A 16,412-nucleotide genomic window follows, 5' to 3' on the forward strand; every position below is an offset into this window, starting at 1 on the left:
ATTTAATGAGTTTTCTAGTTTAGAAAAAAACTAGTAATTAAGGTTAAGTTAATAAGGGCGCACGGTGGATGCCTTGGCACTAGAAGCCGATGAAGGACGTGACTAACGACGAAATGCCTTGGGGAGCTGTAAGTAAGCAATGATCCAGGGATGTCCGAATGGGGGAACCCGGCAGGTAATGCCTGTCACTCACTACTGTTAAGGTAGTGCAGAGGAAGACGCAGTGAACTGAAACATCTAAGTAGCTGCAGGAAGAGAAAGCAAAAGCGATTGCCTTAGTAGCGGCGAGCGAAACGGCAGGAGGGCAAACCGAGGAGTTTACTCCTCGGGGTTGTAGGACTGCAATGTGGACTTAAAGAGTATAGAAGAACTACCTGGGAAGGTAGGCCAAAGAGAGTAACAGCCTCGTATTTGAAATATTCTTTATACCTAGCAGTATCCTGAGTACGGCGAGACACGCGAAATCTCGTCGGAATCCGGGAGGACCATCTCCCAACCCTAAATACTCTCTAGTGACCGATAGTGAACCAGTACCGTGAGGGAAAGGTGAAAAGTACCCCGGAAGGGGAGTGAAATAGAACCTGAAACCGTGTGCCTACAACAAGTTCGAGCCCGTTAATGGGTGAGAGCGTGCCTTTTGTAGAATGAACCGGCGAGTTACGATATGATGCGAGGTTAAGTTGAAGAGGCGGAGCCGTAGGGAAACCGAGTCTTAATAGGGCGGATTAGTATTATGTCGTAGACCCGAAACCATGTGACCTACCCATGAGCAGGTTGAAGGTGCGGTAAGACGCACTGGAGGACCGAACCAGGGCACGTTGAAAAGTGCTTGGATGACTTGTGGGTAGCGGAGAAATTCCAAACGAACTTGGAGATAGCTGGTTCTCTCCGAAATAGCTTTAGGGCTAGCGTCGACATTTGAGAATCTTGGAGGTAGAGCACTGTTTGGATGAGGGGGCCATCTCGGTTTACTGATTTCAGATAAACTCCGAATGCCAATGATTTATGGTCGGCAGTCAGACTGCGAGTGCTAAGATCCGTAGTCGAAAGGGAAACAGCCCAGACCACCAGCTAAGGTCCCAAAATAATTGTTAAGTGGAAAAGGATGTGGGGTTGCACAGACAACTAGGATGTTAGCTTAGAAGCAGCTATTCATTCAAAGAGTGCGTAATAGCTCACTAGTCGAGTGACCCTGCGCCGAAAATGTACCGGGGCTAAAACAATTTACCGAAGCTGTGGATAACACATTAGTGTTATGGTAGGAGAGCGTTCTATGTGTGAAGAAGGTATACCGTGAGGAGTGCTGGAACGCATAGAAGTGAGAATGCCGGTATGAGTAGCGAAAGATGGGTGAGAATCCCATCCACCGTAAGACTAAGGTTTCCAGGGGAAGGCTCGTCCGCCCTGGGTTAGTCGGGACCTAAGGAGAGACCGAAGGGTGTATCCGATGGACAACAGGTTGATATTCCTGTACTAGAGTATGAAGTGATGGAGGGACGCAGTAGGCTAACTAAAGCGGGCGATTGGAAGAGCCCGTCTAAGCAGTGAGGTGTGATATGAGTCAAATGCTTGTATCTGTAACATTGAGCTGTGATGGGGAGCGAAGTTTAGTAGCGAAGTTAGTGACGTCACACTGCCGAGAAAAGCTTCTAGCGATGTATCATACTCTACCCGTACCGCAAACCGACACAGGTAGTCGAGGCGAGTAGCCTCAGGTGAGCGAGAGAACTCTCGTTAAGGAACTCGGCAAAATGACCCCGTAACTTCGGGAGAAGGGGTGCTGACTTAAAGTCAGCCGCAGTGAATAGGCCCAAGCAACTGTTTATCAAAAACACAGCTCTCTGCTAAATCGTAAGATGATGTATAGGGGGTGACGCCTGCCCGGTGCTGGAAGGTTAAGAGGAGGGTTTAGCGCAAGCGAAGATCTGAATTGAAGCCCCAGTAAACGGCGGCCGTAACTATAACGGTCCTAAGGTAGCGAAATTCCTTGTCGGGTAAGTTCCGACCCGCACGAAAGGCGTAATGATTTGGGCACTGTCTCAACGAGAGACTCGGTGAAATTTTAGTACCTGTGAAGATGCAGGTTACCCGCGACAGGACGGAAAGACCCCATGGAGCTTTACTGCAGTTTGATATTGAGTATCTGTACCACATGTACAGGATAGGTAGGAGCCTATGAAGTCGGGACGCCAGTTTCGACAGAGGCGCTGTTGGGATACTACCCTTGTGTTATGGCTACTCTAACCCGGATAGGTTATCCCTATCGGAGACAGTGTCTGACGGGCAGTTTGACTGGGGCGGTCGCCTCCTAAAAGGTAACGGAGGCGCCCAAAGGTTCCCTCAGAATGGTTGGAAATCATTCGCAGAGTGTAAAGGTATAAGGGAGCTTGACTGCGAGAGCTACAACTCGAGCAGGGACGAAAGTCGGGCTTAGTGATCCGGTGGTTCCGTATGGAAGGGCCATCGCTCAACGGATAAAAGCTACCCTGGGGATAACAGGCTTATCTCCCCCAAGAGTTCACATCGACGGGGAGGTTTGGCACCTCGATGTCGGCTCGTCGCATCCTGGGGCTGTAGTCGGTCCCAAGGGTTGGGCTGTTCGCCCATTAAAGCGGCACGCGAGCTGGGTTCAGAACGTCGTGAGACAGTTCGGTCCCTATCCGTCGCGGGCGTAGGAAATTTGAGAGGATCTGCTCCTAGTACGAGAGGACCAGAGTGGACTTACCGCTGGTGTACCAGTTGTCTTGCCAAAGGCATCGCTGGGTAGCTATGTAGGGACGGGATAAACGCTGAAAGCATCTAAGTGTGAAACCCACCTCAAGATGAGATTTCCCATAACTTTATGTTAGTAAGAGCCCTGAGAGATGATCAGGTAGATAGGTTGGAAGTGGAAGTGTGGCGACACATGTAGCGGACCAATACTAATCGCTCGAGGACTTATCCAAGATAAGTAATGAGAACGTTAAGAAAAGCGTATGATTTTAGGAAATCAACGCGGAAGTCGGTTAGACTTCAAGGCGATTTTTCTAAATCGCTAGCTTTTTAGTTCGAATACAATTACTTATTAAAACTAGAGTCAATATTGACAAGCGCACGGTTTCTTGTTAGAATATAGATATTCAATTTTGAGTTGACAAGACTCATTAGTTAAGTGACGATAGCCTAGGAGATACACCTGTACCCATGCCGAACACAGCAGTTAAGCCCTAGAACGCCTGAAGTAGTTGGGGGGTGCCCCCTGTTAGATACGGTAGTCGCTTAGCAATTTGGGAGTTTAGCTCAGCTGGGAGAGCATCTGCCTTACAAGCAGAGGGTCAGCGGTTCGATCCCGTTAACTCCCATAGGTCCCGTAGTGTAGCGGTTATCACGTCGCCCTGTCACGGCGAAGATCGCGGGTTCGATTCCCGTCGGGACCGTTCAAATAGTCTGGGAGACTATTTGAAGTTGGAGATAGAGCAAACGGAGTTTGCTTCATATTTTCGACTCGTTAGCTCAGTTGGTAGAGCAATTGACTTTTAATCAATGGGTCGCTGGTTCGAGCCCAGCACGAGTCATATGCGGGTTTGGCGGAATTGGCAGACGCACCAGATTTAGGATCTGGCGCTTTCGGGCGTGGGGGTTCAAGTCCCTTAACCCGCATAGGAGAAATATAATTTAGCCGGCTTAGCTCAGTTGGTAGAGCATCTGATTTGTAATCAGAGGGTCGCGTGTTCAAGTCATGTAGCCGGCATTAGGAAAGATTGCGAACGTAGTTCAGTGGTAGAACACCACCTTGCCAAGGTGGGGGTCGCGGGTTCGAATCCCGTCGTTCGCTTTGAGAGGCCGGGGTGGCGGAACTGGCAGACGCACAGGACTTAAAATCCTGCGATGGCAACATCGTACCGGTTCGATTCCGGTCCTCGGCATGAAGATTATAATAGTTAGCACCCTTAGCTCAACTGGATAGAGTACCTGACTACGAATCAGGCGGTTAGAGGTTCGACTCCTCTAGGGTGCATCACTCGCTTAATGGAGACGTTAGGGGAGCTTTATTTTTAATAGTATCGGGAAGTAGCTCAGCTTGGTAGAGTACTTGGTTTGGGACCAAGGTGTCGCAGGTTCGAATCCTGTCTTCCCGATTATATTATTTTGGCGGTGTAGCTCAGCTGGCTAGAGCGTCCGGTTCATACCCGGGAGGTCGGGGGTTCGATCCCCTTCGCCGCTATATATTCTTGTTTGCTGGACCTTTAGCTCAGCTGGTTAGAGCTCTCGGCTCATAACCGAGCGGTCGTAGGTTCAAGTCCTACAAGGTCCATATATTGGAGGATTACCCAAGTCCGGCTGAAGGGAACGGTCTTGAAAACCGTCAGGCGTGTAAAAGCGTGCGTGGGTTCGAATCCCACATCCTCCTTAGTATTATCGCGGGATGGAGCAGCTAGGTAGCTCGTCGGGCTCATAACCCGAAGGTCGTAGGTTCAAATCCTGCTCCCGCAATTTCTTTAAGAATTTGGCTCGGTAGCTCAGTTGGTAGAGCAATGGATTGAAGCTCCATGTGTCGGCGGTTCGATTCCGTCTCGCGCCATTAATTTAACTTTGTCCAAGTTTATTATCTTGGGCGCGTAGCTCAGATGGTTAGAGCGCACGCCTGATAAGCGTGAGGTCGGTGGTTCGATTCCACTCGTGCCCATATTATATTGATGGAGAATTACTCAAGAGGCTGAAGAGGACGGTTTGCTAAATCGTTAGGTCGGGTAACTGGCGCAAGGGTTCGAATCCCTTATTCTCCGTAGTGAACGAGATTATCGCTTGATATTCTCGTTTTATTGTATCTTGGTAAGGGGCTATGAGGGTCTATTATGAATAAATTTTCAAAATTAGTAGTAGTTGTTTCTATCTTTTTATTACTGTCATTTTCTCTTTTGTTTGTAACTTTCTCTAAGGGGTTACAGGTACCTTATTTAAATAATATCGTTAGGGTTGTTGTAACGCCAATTCAATCGGTTATTTCAGTGCCTACTAGATTTTTTTCTGAGCAGAAAGATGTCTTGACAGATTTGATGAACGCTTACGAGGAAAATAAACAATTAAAGGAAGCTATTATGAGCCTTGAAGGGATGGCTGCTGAAAATATTAGCTTGAAAGAAGAGAATGCATCGCTTCGTAGTAGTTTAGGTGTGGTATCTGATTTTCCTGAAAAACAACTTATTCCGGGATCAGTTTTAGTGAGGACTCCTTCATCGTGGTCGGAGCATATTTCAATTAATATTGGTGAGACTAGTGGTGTGACATCTAATGCACTTGTGGTTGCTAATGGTGGATTAGTTGGAATTGTGAGTTCATTGAGTTCAGATTCGGCGGTTGTTACCTTATTTACGAATTCGGATGAATTCACGAAGTTGCCTGTGAAAATTTCTGTTGATTCTAAAGAAATTTATGGTATTTTATCGGGCTATGATGCAGATACAAATAGTTTTATCATTAATCAGTTGAACTCAGCTGATGAAATTGCAGTGGGTAGCAATGTTGTAACGAGTGATTTGGCTGGTGCGACTTCGGCAAATATCCAAATTGGTAAAGTTTTATCGGTTAAATCAAATAGTAACAGTTTAAATAGAGAAGTATATGTTGAGCCGACAGCTAGTTTTTCAAATATTTATTCGGTTTTAGTGGTAGGTCAAACAAATGCGCAATAAAATGATAGAAATATTCATGTTTCCCATCTTGTTCTTTATTTTATTACTTGATGGACAGATTTCAACGTTGGTAACAAATTGGTCGGTCGGATTATTTACTATTTCAAGTCATTTGGTACTTATGTTAGCTATTTTTTATGCTAATTATGTATCTCTTGGTTTTTCATTATTCATATTTACTTTGCTAGGTTTGGTATATGATATTAGTTATCTTAATCTGATTGGTATTGCTACTACAACTCTTCCTTTAGTTTTATATTGCATCTATTTCTTCTTTCAAGGTGCTGTCAGCAAGCGAGGAATTAATATTTTGATTTTACTAGTAGCTATTTTTCAATTTGAATTTATTAGTTACTCATTTGCTCGCATTTTTCATATAACAAACTTGTCTGTGTTTATCTTTGTTTTTAATAAATTACTTCCAAGTCTACTATTCAATTTGGTCTTATTTTTCGTACTACAACCGTCATTTGAGCGTTTATTTGGAATAACAAACAAGACATAGAAATGTAATAATTGCGTAATATACTTACGCAATTTTTTTGATAAAATGAGAGAGTCAGAAAGTATAGAGGAGTTATGTTCGGATATGAAGAAAAAAATCTTGGCTACAATTATGTTAAGTACAGTCGTTCTATCTAATGCTAATTATGTAGCTGTGATTAGTGCGAATGATGTAGATAGTCAGATTGCAGCAAAAAATCAACAGATTAGTGAGTTGACAGCACAACAAGCTGAAGCTCAACAACAAGTTGATGCTATTCAAGGACAAGTTGATGCAATTGTTAGTGAACAGGCGAAATTAACAGAAGAAAATACTCGTTTGGAAGCAGAATCGCAGACATTGGCGGCAGATATTGAGCGTTTGTCAGCTGATATTGTGTCACGTGATGGTGCTTTAAAGGAGCAGGCGCGTAGTGCTCAAGTTGATGGCTCTGCTTCAAGTTATATTAATACAATTTTAGATTCAAAATCAATCGTTGATGCTGTTTCTCGTGTTAATGCAATGCGTGAGATTGTTTCAGCTAATAACCGTATGTTGGAACAACAAAAAGCTGATAAGGAAGCAATTGCTGAAAAACAAAAGGCAAACCAAGAGGCAATCACTACTTTGGCAGCTAATCGCCAAAAATTGGAAGATGACGCCCAAGTATTGCAAGTGCGTCAGGCTGAATTGGAAGCTGCTAAGTTAAATTTGGCTGTGCAGAAAGCTACTGCTGAAGATGAGAAAAATTCATTGTTGGCGCAAAAGGCAGCTGCAGAAGAAGCAGCTCGTCAAGCGGCAGCTCGTCAAGCGGAGTATCAAGCACAACAGGCAGCTCTAGCACAGCAACAAGTAGCCTCAGTATCAGCACCAGTCGTGTCAACGCCAGTAGAAACTACAGTGACTGAAACGGTTGCGACAGTATCACAATCTACACCAACGGTAAGCACACCTACAACGTCTATATCATCAGGTTCAGGTAGTTCAGCGGCAGCAAATAATGCGCGTTATGACGCTTCATCTTACCCAATTGGTGAGTGTACTTGGGGAGTTAAATCTCAACTTTCATGGGTTGGTCCTTACTGGGGAGATGCTAAACAGTGGTTAGCATCAGCACGTGCTGAAGGTTTTAGTACAGGTTCTACTCCACAAGTAGGTGCGATTGCTGTTTGGACAGGTGGTTATTATGGGCACGTAGCGGTTGTTACTGCTGTTCAATCTTCAACAAGTATCCAAGTTGTTGAATCAAACTACATGGGTCGTCGTTATATTGGTAACCACCGTGGTTGGTTTAATCCTACAACTACATCTGAAGGTGCAGTTTACTACATTTACCCTCCATATTAAGAAATTTTCAAATAGAGCGTGTGGATTTGCGCTCTATTTTTGTTTGAAAAATGAAGGAAAAAGGGTTAAAATAGTAAAGGTAGAAATATATAGGAGGCTGTCATGGCGTTTACTGACTTAAAATTGTTCGCTCTTTCGTCAAATCAGAAGTTAGCTGAACAGGTGTCGAAAAAAATAGGAATTCCTCTAGGAAAATCAAGTGTTCGTCAATTTTCAGATGGTGAGATTCAGGTAAATATTGAGGAATCCATTCGTGGAACTCACGTGTATATTCTTCAATCCACTAGCTCACCAGTTAATGATAATTTAATGGAGATTTTGATTATGGTCGATGCTCTTAAACGTGCATCTGCTGAATCAGTAAACGTTGTAATGCCTTACTATGGCTATGCACGTCAGGATCGTAAAGCTCGTGCTCGTGAGCCAATCACTTCAAAATTAGTTGCCAATATGTTACAAACAGCGGGAGTCAATCGTTTGTTGACAATTGATTTGCATGCTGCGCAGATTCAGGGATTCTTCGATATTCCTGTTGATCATTTGATGGGTGCTCCATTGATTGCGGATTATTTTGAGCGTCGTGGTATGGTAGGTGATGGCTATGTTGTTGTATCCCCTGACCATGGTGGTGTGACACGTGCCCGTAAGTTAGCACAGTTCTTGAAGACACCGATTGCTATTATTGATAAACGCCGTAGTGTTGATAAGATGAATACATCAGAAGTGATGAACATTATTGGCGATATTAAGGATAAAACTTGTATCTTGATTGATGATATGATTGATACTGCGGGTACCATCTGTCATGCAGCGGATGCTTTGGCAGATGCAGGGGCAACAGCTGTTTATGCTTCATGTACGCACCCAGTATTGTCAGGGCCTGCTATGGATAACATTAGTAAGTCAGCAATTAAGAAATTGGTTGTTCTTGATACAATTGAAATTGCAGAAGATCGCTTAATCGATAAAATCGAACATATTTCAACGGCAGAATTATTAGCGGAAGCGATTATTCGTATTCATGAAAAACGTCCTTTGTCACCTTTGTTTGAGGCGAGTCGTGTTAAATAGGTATGAGAAGAGTCAAATGACTCTTCTTTTTTACATTTATTTTCAAAATGTATTATAATAGTTTTATATGTTTTTGAGGTGGCAGAATGGATTTATTAAATCGTTTTAATAAGAATTTGAATCGGATTGAGGTTTCGATGATTCGTCAGTTTGATCAGTCTATTTCGGATGTTCCCGGGATTTTGAAACTGACCTTGGGAGAGCCTGATTTTACAACGCCTGATCATGTTAAAGAAGCGGCTAAGGCTGCTATCGATGCTAACAAGAGTTATTATACTGGAATGGCTGGTCTTTTGGAATTGCGTCAGACAGCAGCTGAGTTTGTGGCTGAAAAATATAATTTACACTACAATCCAGAAAATGAAATCCTCTCTACAATCGGTGCGACAGAAGCTCTGTCAGCGAGTTTAGTTGCTATTTTGGAGGCTGGGGATACAGTTCTTCTGCCTGCCCCTGCCTATCCTGGTTATGAACCGATTGTCAATATGGTGGGAGCAGATATCGTTGAAATCGATACGACGGCAAATGATTTTGTGTTGACACCTGAGATGTTGGAAGAGGCGATTATTGAGCAGGGGGATAAGCTAAAAGCTGTCATTCTCAACTATCCTGCCAATCCAACAGGTGTGACCTACTCACGTGAGCAGATTCAGGCTTTTGCGGATGTCTTGCGTAAGTATCCTGTCTTTGTCCTATCAGATGAGGTCTATGCGGAGTTGACTTACACTGGTCAGCCTCATACTTCGATTGCGGAGTTTTTGCCAGAACAGACCATTTTGATTCAGGGATTGTCCAAGTCTCATGCCATGACAGGTTGGCGGATTGGCTTGATTATGAGTCAGGCTCCCATCATCGCTCAAATTATCAAGAGCCATCAGTATCTTGTGACAGCGGCGTCAACTGCTATGCAGTATGGTGCGGTTGAGGCCTTGAAAAACGGTAAGGATGATGCTCTTCCGATGCGGGCGGAGTACGTCAAGCGTAGGGATTACATCATCGAGAAGATGACGGACTTGGGCTTTAAAATTATCAAGCCTGATGGAGCATTTTACATCTTTGCAAAAATTCCTGCGGGTTACAATCAAGATTCCTTTAGCTTCTTGCAAGACTTTGCGAGAAAGAAAGCGGTGGCCTTAATTCCGGGTGCGGCCTTTGGTCAATATGGTGAAGGCTATGTGCGAATTTCCTACGCAGCAAGTATGGAAAAGATTCAAACAGCCATGGCTCGTTTGAAGGAATATCTAGAAGAAAATGGAACGAATTGAAACGAGAGGCTTAGTCCTTTATAATCGGAATTTTCGAGAAGATGACAAGCTGGTCAAGATTTTTACAGAGAAGGCTGGCAAGCGAATGTTTTTCGTGAAACATGCCTCTAAGTCTAAGCTGGTTGCTGCTATTCAGCCCATGACCTATGCTGATTTTATCGTTAAAATCAACGATGATGGGCTGTCTTATATTGAGGATTTTCATCAGGTACAGCCATTTAAGAATATTAACGGTGATATTTTTAAGCTTAGCTATGCTACCTACATCTTAGCCTTGGCAGATGCGGCCTTGCAGGACAGGGTCTATGACCCAGCTCTCTTTGCTTTTTTGGTCAAGACCTTGGACTTGATGGAGTCAGGTTTGGACTACGAAGTTCTGACCAATATCTTTGAAATTCAGCTATTGGGTCGATTTGGGATCAGTCTGAATTTTCATGAGTGTGTTTTTTGTCATCGGGTTGGTTTGCCTTTTGATTATTCCTACAAATACAGCGGTGTTTTGTGTCCGCAACACTATCAGGAAGATGAGCGACGGGCCTATCTGGATCCCAATGTTCCCTATCTACTTGATCAATTTCAAGCTATTTCCTTTGATGACTTGGAAACCATTTCCATCAAGCCTGAGATGAAGCGAAAATTACGGCTTTTTATTGACCAGCTGTACGAGGAATATGTGGGGATTCACTTGAAATCCAAGAAATTTATAGATGATTTGTCTTCTTGGGGGCAGATTATGAAACCAAGAACAGAAAATGAGGAAACAGAATGAAACGTATTGCAGTAGATGCTATGGGTGGGGACCACGCCCCTCAGGCAGTGGTAGAAGGTGTCAATCAAGCCTTGGCTGCCTTTCCAGACATTGAAATTCAACTTTATGGCGATGAGGCTAAAATCAAGCAGTATTTGACAGCGACGGAGCGTGTCAGCATCATCCATACGACGGAGAAAATCAATTCTGATGATGAGCCTGTCAAGGCCATTCGTCGTAAGAAAGAATCATCTATGGTCCTAGCGACCAAGGCTGTCAAGGATGGTCGGGCAGATGCGGTCTTGTCGGCTGGAAATACGGGAGCTCTGTTGGCGGCAGGTGTATTTGTGGTTGGCCGTATCAAGCATATCGACCGTCCAGGTCTTATGTCCACTCTTCCTACTATGGACGGCAAGGGATTTGACATGATGGACTTGGGAGCAAATGCTGAAAATACAGCTCATCACCTCTATCAGTATGGTATCCTTGGCTCATTTTACGCGGAGCATGTGCGTGGGGTCAAACAACCTCGTGTGGGACTTTTGAACAACGGTACGGAAGATACCAAGGGCACGCCAGTTCACCAAGAGGCCTATAAACTCTTGGCGGAAGACAAGTCGATCAACTTTATTGGCAATGTGGAGGCACGTGAGTTGCTCAATAGTGTGGCGGATGTGGTTGTGACGGATGGTTTCACGGGAAACGCTGTGCTGAAAACAGTTGAAGGCACTGCCAAATCCATCGTTGGTCAGTTGACGGGCTCTATCAAAAATGGCGGTCTGCGTGCTAAATTGGGTGGTTTGTTAGTCAAGCCGACTCTTAAAAAGGCCTTGGGGGCTATGGATTATAAAACAGCAGGTGGTGCTATTTTGCTTGGTCTAAAAGCTCCTGTCATCAAGGCTCACGGCTCTAGCGATGCCCAGGCGATTTTCTATACCATTAAGCAGACACGTTCCATTTTGGAGGCTGGTATTGTTGAAAAATCGGTTGCCAAATTTTCAGTAGTGGAGGAAAGTCATGACTAGAGAGCAGGTCTATCAGCGGGTTGTTGAATTAATTCAGGATGAAAAGGGAGAAGATTTTCAGGTTCAACCTGAATCTACTTTGGCAGATAATATCGCAGCGGATTCGGTGGAAATTATGGAATTCGTTTTGACTTTGGAAGACGAGTTTGGTGTCGATGTTCCTGATGCGGCTATTGAGCGCTTTGAAACCTTGTCTGATATTGTGGATTTTATTTATGAAGAATTACAGAAACGTTCGTAGTTTACGGGCGTTTTTCTTTATTTTTTTACAAAATACCGTTAAATGCTTTTTTACACGAATGTTATGTGATAGAATAAACGAAAAGGCTAGAATATTTTATGAAAGGCGAACATTTTAATGAAAACAGACCTTCTCTATTCAGGAAAAGCTAAAGATATCTACGCAACGGCTGATAGTGACCAGATTGTTGCAGTTTATAAGGATCAGGCAACGGCTTTTAATGGTGGTAAGAAAGAACAGATTGTGGGCAAGGGCCGGCTCAATAATCTGATTTCATCTTTGATTTTTGAAAAGTTGAATGAAGCTGGAGTCAAGACGCATTTTATCAAGCGTTTGTCGGATACGGAGCAGTTGAATAAGAAGGTGGAGATTATTCCTCTTGAGGTTGTTTTGCGAAATGTGACAGCTGGGTCTTTCTCAAAACGCTTCGGTGTGGAGGAAGGGATAGTCTTACCTACTCCTATCGTGGAATTTTACTATAAAAAAGATGAGTTGGATGATCCCTTTATCAATGAGGAGCACATTGCCTTTCTAGAACTAGCTAGTCAGGAACAGATTGACTATATCAAGGAAGAAACACGTCGTATCAATGGGTTCTTGAAGGACTTGTTTGGTCAGATTGGGTTGACTTTGGTGGATTTCAAACTAGAATTTGGGGTTGACTCTTCTGGTCAGATTGTATTGGCAGATGAGTTTTCTCCTGATAATTGTCGTTTGTGGGATGCGGATGGCAACCATCTCGACAAGGATGTTTTCCGTCGGGGTCTCGGGGAGTTGACCGAGGTTTACGAGGTCGTATTGGCAAAGTTACAAGAAGTGAAATAAGGATTGGAAAAAATGGCGAAGCGGATTTTTGTTGAGAAGAAGGCGGATTTTCAGATCAAGGCGGAGGCTCTTTGCAAGGAGTTGACCCATAATTTGCAGTTGACAAGTCTGTCAAGTTTGCGTTTGGTGCAGGTGTATGATGTCTTTCATCTGGAGGAGGACTTGCTGGAGCAGGCCGTTAAGCATATCTTTACCGAGCAGGTGACGGACAAGGTTTTGTCGGATGAAGAATTAGGTCTGGAAGGTGCGGTTTATTTTGCTATTGAGGCTTTGCCTGGTCAGTTTGACCAGCGGGCTGCAAGCAGTCAGGAGGCCCTTCTCTTATTGGGTAGTCGTCAGGAGGTGCGTGTCAATACAGGTCAGCTCTATATCTTGAATGGCGATGTGCGGGAAGAAGAGTTAGCTGCTATCAAGAATTATTTGCTTAATCCTGTGGATTCGCGATTCAAGGATATGGATGCTCCTTTGGTGGCTCAGGAGTTTTCGGTGTCAGATACCGTCATTCCAAGCTTGGACTTTTTTGATAACTTTGGGGCAGAGGAATTTGCGGCTTACAAGCGTGAGGCTGGCTTGGCTATGGAAGTGGAAGACCTACTCTTCATTCAGGATTACTTCAAGTCAATTGGTCGAGTGCCAACTGAGACAGAACTCAAGGTCTTGGATACTTACTGGAGTGACCACTGCCGCCATACGACATTTGAGACAGAACTTAGGTCTATTGACTTTTCAGCTTCAAAATTCCACAAGCAATTGCAGGCGACTTATGACAAGTATCTGGCTATGCGAACAGAGTTAGGTCGGACAGACAAACCGCAGACGCTTATGGATATGGCGACGATTTTTGGTCGCTATGAGCGAGCAAATGGTCGTCTGGATGACATGGAAGTGTCAGATGAAATCAATGCCTGCTCGGTAGAAATCGAAGTGGATGTGGACGGCGTGAAAGAGCCGTGGCTCCTCATGTTCAAGAATGAAACCCATAATCACCCAACAGAAATCGAGCCTTTTGGTGGTGCCGCAACCTGTATCGGTGGAGCTATTCGTGATCCTTTGTCAGGTCGTTCCTATGTTTATCAGGCCATGCGAATTTCAGGTGCGGGCGATATTACCCAACCTCTGACAGCTACTCGTTCAGGGAAATTGCCACAGCAAATCATTTCAAAAACAGCGGCACATGGTTATTCTTCTTATGGAAATCAAATCGGTCTTGCGACCACTTATGTGCGTGAATATTTCCACCCAGGTTTTGTCGCAAAACGCATGGAACTAGGTGCCGTAGTCGGTGCATCTCCCAAGGAAAATGTGGTCCGTGAAAAACCAGTCGCAGGCGATGTGGTCATCTTGTTGGGTGGCAAAACAGGCCGTGACGGTATCGGTGGAGCAACAGGATCGTCCAAGGTACAGACAGTCGAGTCTGTGGAAACGGCTGGTGCGGAAGTCCAAAAAGGAAATGCCATTGAAGAACGCAAAATCCAACGCTTGTTCCGAAATGGTGACGTGACTCGCTTGATTAAAAAATCCAATGACTTCGGTGCAGGCGGTGTCTGCGTTGCCATTGGTGAGCTGGCAGATGGTCTTGAAATTGATTTGGATAAGGTTCCACTCAAGTATGCAGGTTTAAATGGAACGGAAATTGCCATTTCTGAATCACAAGAGCGAATGAGCGTCGTTGTCCGTCCAGAGGACGTAGACACCTTTATCGCAGCCTGCCGTCAGGAAAATATCCATGCAGTTGTTGTAGCCAAAGTCACTGAAAAACCAAACCTTGTTATGACTTGGAATGGTCAAACCATTGTTGATTTGGAACGTTCCTTCCTTGATACCAACGGTGTGCGTGTGGTGGTGGACGCCAAGGTGGTTGACAGTGCTGTCAACTTGCCGGAAACACGTACAACATCTGCTGAAACGCTACAAGAAGACTTGAAAGAACTTTTATCAGACCTCAACCATACTAGTCAGAAAGGCTTGCAGACCATTTTCGACTCATCTGTTGGTCGTTCAACCGTCAATCACCCTCTCGGAGGTCGTCACCAATTGACACCGACAGAAAGTTCGGTGCAGAAACTACCTGTCCAACACGGTGTGACGACGACGGCTTCTGTCATGGCTCAGGGCTATCATCCTTACCTAGCAGACTGGTCCCCTTACCACGGAGCAGCCTATGCAGTCATCGAAGCGACAGCCCGCTTGGTGGCAACAGGGGCTAACTGGTCCAAGGCTCGCTTCTCCTACCAGGAGTATTTCCAGCGAATGGATAAGCAGGCAGAGCGTTTTGGTCAGCCAGTAGCAGCACTTCTGGGATCTATCGAGGCTCAGATTCAGCTTGGTTTGCCGTCTATCGGTGGTAAGGACTCCATGTCTGGTACCTTTGAGGACTTGACTGTTCCGCCGACTCTAGTTGCTTTTGGTGTAACCACTGCAGACAGCCGTAAGGTCCTCTCGCCTGAGTTCAAGGCGGCTGGCGAGCATATCTATTACCTGCCAGGTCAAGCCTTGTCAGAAGACATTGATTTTGCCTTGATGAAGTCTAATTTTGAGACTTTTGAAAAATGGCAGAGCGATTATGCGATTACGGCTGCTAGTGCAGTCAAGTATGGAGGAGTTCTAGAAAGTCTTGCCCTTATGTCCTTTGGTAACCAAGTCGGAGCAAGAGTTGAGCTTGCAGCCCTTGAAGCCAGCTTAACAGGTCAGCTTGGCGGCTTTGTCTTCACATCGCAAGAAGACATTCCAGATGCTGTGAAAATCGGTCAAACCACTATAGACTTTACACTAGTTGTCAATGGTGTCAACCTTGCTGGACAGGACTTGCAGGCAGCCTTTGAGGGCAAACTAGAAGAAGTTTACCCAACAGAGTTTGAACAGGCGACGGAGTTGCAGGATGTTCCAGCAATTACCAGTTCATCGGTTATTCAAGCCAAGGATAGAGTTGAAGTACCTGTGGTTTACATTCCAGTCTTCCCAGGTACAAACTCAGAATATGATTCTGCCAAGGCCTTTGAACAGGCTGGTGCAAAAGTCAATCTGGTGCCATTCGTGACCTTGGATGCGGAAAGTATTGAACAGTCAGTTGACACAATGGTTGACAATATTGCTAAGGCACATATTCTTTTCTTTGCAGGTGGATTCTCGGCTGCGGATGAACCAGATGGGTCTGCTAAGTTTATCGTGACTATCTTACGAAACGCCAAGGTCCGCTCTGCTATTGAACAATTTATCGAAAAAAGAGGCCTCATCATCGGTATCTGTAATGGTTTCCAGGCCCTTGTCAAATCGGGCTTGTTGCCGTATGGAAACTTTGAGGAGGCGGGTGAAACCAGTCCGACCCTCTTCTACAACGATGCCAACCATCACGTTGCCAAAATGGTGGAAGCGCGGATTGCCAATGTCAACTCACCGTGGTTGGCAGGCGTTCAGGTCGGTGATATTCACGCTATTCCAGTTTCTCACGGGGAAGGGAAGTTTGTGGTGACAGACGAGGAATTTGCTATCTTGCGGGATAATGGTCAGATTTTCAGCCAATACGTTGACTTTACAGGTCAGCCAAGCATGGATTCTAAGTACAATCCAAATGGATCCAGCCATGCCATTGAGGGTATTACCAGTCGCAACGGTCAGATTATCGGGAAAATGGGGCATTCGGAGCGTTACGAGGACGGTCTTTTCCAAAACATTCCAGGTAAGAAAGACCAAGGACTTTTTGTTTCAGCGGTTCGCTATTTTACAGGAAAATAAAT

Annotated in this window: 10 protein-coding genes, 16 tRNA genes and 2 rRNA genes; all 28 read left to right on the forward strand. The window is 44.8% G+C overall.

From position 1 onward, the window contains the following. The first annotated feature begins 41 nt into the window (after nt 1-41). Nucleotides 42-2,945 (forward strand): 23S ribosomal RNA (locus K6969_RS00100). Nucleotides 2,946-3,147: 202 nt separating this feature from the next. Further along, nucleotides 3,148-3,263: ribosomal RNA gene (gene rrf / locus K6969_RS00105) — 5S ribosomal RNA — on the forward strand. A gap of 5 nt (nt 3,264-3,268) precedes the next feature. Next, a tRNA-Val gene (locus tag K6969_RS00110) sits at nt 3,269-3,341 on the forward strand. 2 nt (nt 3,342-3,343) lie between these two features. Beyond that, nucleotides 3,344-3,416: transfer RNA gene (locus K6969_RS00115), tRNA-Asp, on the forward strand. Nucleotides 3,417-3,481: 65 nt separating this feature from the next. Continuing rightward, nucleotides 3,482-3,554 (forward strand) — tRNA-Lys (locus K6969_RS00120). Nucleotides 3,555-3,557: 3 nt separating this feature from the next. Further along, a tRNA-Leu gene (locus K6969_RS00125) sits at nt 3,558-3,639 on the forward strand. A gap of 18 nt (nt 3,640-3,657) precedes the next feature. Further along, nucleotides 3,658-3,730: transfer RNA gene (locus tag K6969_RS00130), tRNA-Thr, on the forward strand. Nucleotides 3,731-3,742: 12 nt separating this feature from the next. Next, nucleotides 3,743-3,814: transfer RNA gene (locus K6969_RS00135), tRNA-Gly, on the forward strand. A gap of 7 nt (nt 3,815-3,821) precedes the next feature. Beyond that, nucleotides 3,822-3,905: transfer RNA gene (locus tag K6969_RS00140), tRNA-Leu, on the forward strand. 18 nt (nt 3,906-3,923) lie between these two features. Next, nucleotides 3,924-3,997: transfer RNA gene (locus K6969_RS00145), tRNA-Arg, on the forward strand. Nucleotides 3,998-4,044: 47 nt separating this feature from the next. Further along, nucleotides 4,045-4,118, forward strand: a tRNA-Pro gene (locus K6969_RS00150). Nucleotides 4,119-4,130: 12 nt separating this feature from the next. Then, nucleotides 4,131-4,204, forward strand: a tRNA-Met gene (locus K6969_RS00155). A gap of 16 nt (nt 4,205-4,220) precedes the next feature. After that, a tRNA-Ile gene (locus K6969_RS00160) sits at nt 4,221-4,294 on the forward strand. 6 nt (nt 4,295-4,300) lie between these two features. Next, nucleotides 4,301-4,390 (forward strand) — tRNA-Ser (locus tag K6969_RS00165). A 9-nt stretch (nt 4,391-4,399) separates the two neighbouring features. After that, a tRNA-Met gene (locus K6969_RS00170) sits at nt 4,400-4,473 on the forward strand. A gap of 15 nt (nt 4,474-4,488) precedes the next feature. Continuing rightward, nucleotides 4,489-4,561 (forward strand) — tRNA-Phe (locus K6969_RS00175). Between the two features lie 31 nt (nt 4,562-4,592). Then, nucleotides 4,593-4,666 (forward strand) — tRNA-Ile (locus K6969_RS00180). A gap of 12 nt (nt 4,667-4,678) precedes the next feature. After that, nucleotides 4,679-4,766: transfer RNA gene (locus K6969_RS00185), tRNA-Ser, on the forward strand. A 69-nt stretch (nt 4,767-4,835) separates the two neighbouring features. Then, complete coding sequence (mreC, locus tag K6969_RS00190; RefSeq protein WP_171942919.1) at nt 4,836-5,672, forward strand: rod shape-determining protein MreC; 837 nt, start codon at nt 4,836-4,838, stop codon at nt 5,670-5,672. A 16-nt stretch (nt 5,673-5,688) separates the two neighbouring features. Then, a complete protein-coding gene (gene mreD, locus K6969_RS00195; RefSeq protein WP_228381584.1) occupies nt 5,689-6,177 on the forward strand; it encodes a rod shape-determining protein MreD in 489 nt (162 codons plus the stop codon). 84 nt (nt 6,178-6,261) lie between these two features. Beyond that, nucleotides 6,262-7,503, forward strand: a complete 1,242-nt coding sequence (gene pcsB, locus K6969_RS00200; protein ID WP_029177293.1) for a peptidoglycan hydrolase PcsB — start codon at nt 6,262-6,264, stop codon at nt 7,501-7,503. Between the two features lie 102 nt (nt 7,504-7,605). Further along, nucleotides 7,606-8,574: a ribose-phosphate diphosphokinase gene (locus K6969_RS00205; RefSeq protein WP_002935337.1), complete on the forward strand. Its 969-nt coding sequence runs from the start codon at nt 7,606-7,608 to the stop codon at nt 8,572-8,574. A gap of 86 nt (nt 8,575-8,660) precedes the next feature. After that, nucleotides 8,661-9,839, forward strand: coding sequence for a pyridoxal phosphate-dependent aminotransferase (locus tag K6969_RS00210; protein ID WP_029174282.1), 1,179 nt, complete (start codon nt 8,661-8,663; stop codon nt 9,837-9,839). Further along, the gene (gene recO, locus K6969_RS00215) at nt 9,826-10,608 is read left to right on the forward strand and encodes a DNA repair protein RecO (RefSeq protein ID WP_029174283.1); all 783 of its coding nucleotides are present in this window, start codon (nt 9,826-9,828) and stop codon (nt 10,606-10,608) included. Before K6969_RS00210 ends, recO begins: the two co-directional genes overlap by 14 nt. Further along, complete coding sequence (plsX, locus tag K6969_RS00220) at nt 10,605-11,612, forward strand: phosphate acyltransferase PlsX (protein WP_029174284.1); 1,008 nt, start codon at nt 10,605-10,607, stop codon at nt 11,610-11,612. The genes recO and plsX overlap by 4 nt, the downstream gene beginning before the upstream one ends. Further along, complete coding sequence (locus tag K6969_RS00225; RefSeq protein WP_029174285.1) at nt 11,605-11,853, forward strand: phosphopantetheine-binding protein; 249 nt, start codon at nt 11,605-11,607, stop codon at nt 11,851-11,853. The genes plsX and K6969_RS00225 overlap by 8 nt, the downstream gene beginning before the upstream one ends. Nucleotides 11,854-11,970: 117 nt before the next feature. After that, nucleotides 11,971-12,678 (forward strand): phosphoribosylaminoimidazolesuccinocarboxamide synthase, encoded by a 708-nt coding sequence (purC, locus tag K6969_RS00230; RefSeq protein WP_029174286.1) that lies wholly within the window; start codon nt 11,971-11,973, stop codon nt 12,676-12,678. Between the two features lie 12 nt (nt 12,679-12,690). Then, nucleotides 12,691-16,410: a phosphoribosylformylglycinamidine synthase gene (locus tag K6969_RS00235; protein ID WP_029174287.1), complete on the forward strand. Its 3,720-nt coding sequence runs from the start codon at nt 12,691-12,693 to the stop codon at nt 16,408-16,410. Nucleotides 16,411-16,412 lie beyond the last annotated feature (2 nt).

It is taken from the genome of Streptococcus suis, assembly GCF_019856455.1.
Lineage (GTDB): Bacteria > Bacillota > Bacilli > Lactobacillales > Streptococcaceae > Streptococcus > Streptococcus suis_AE.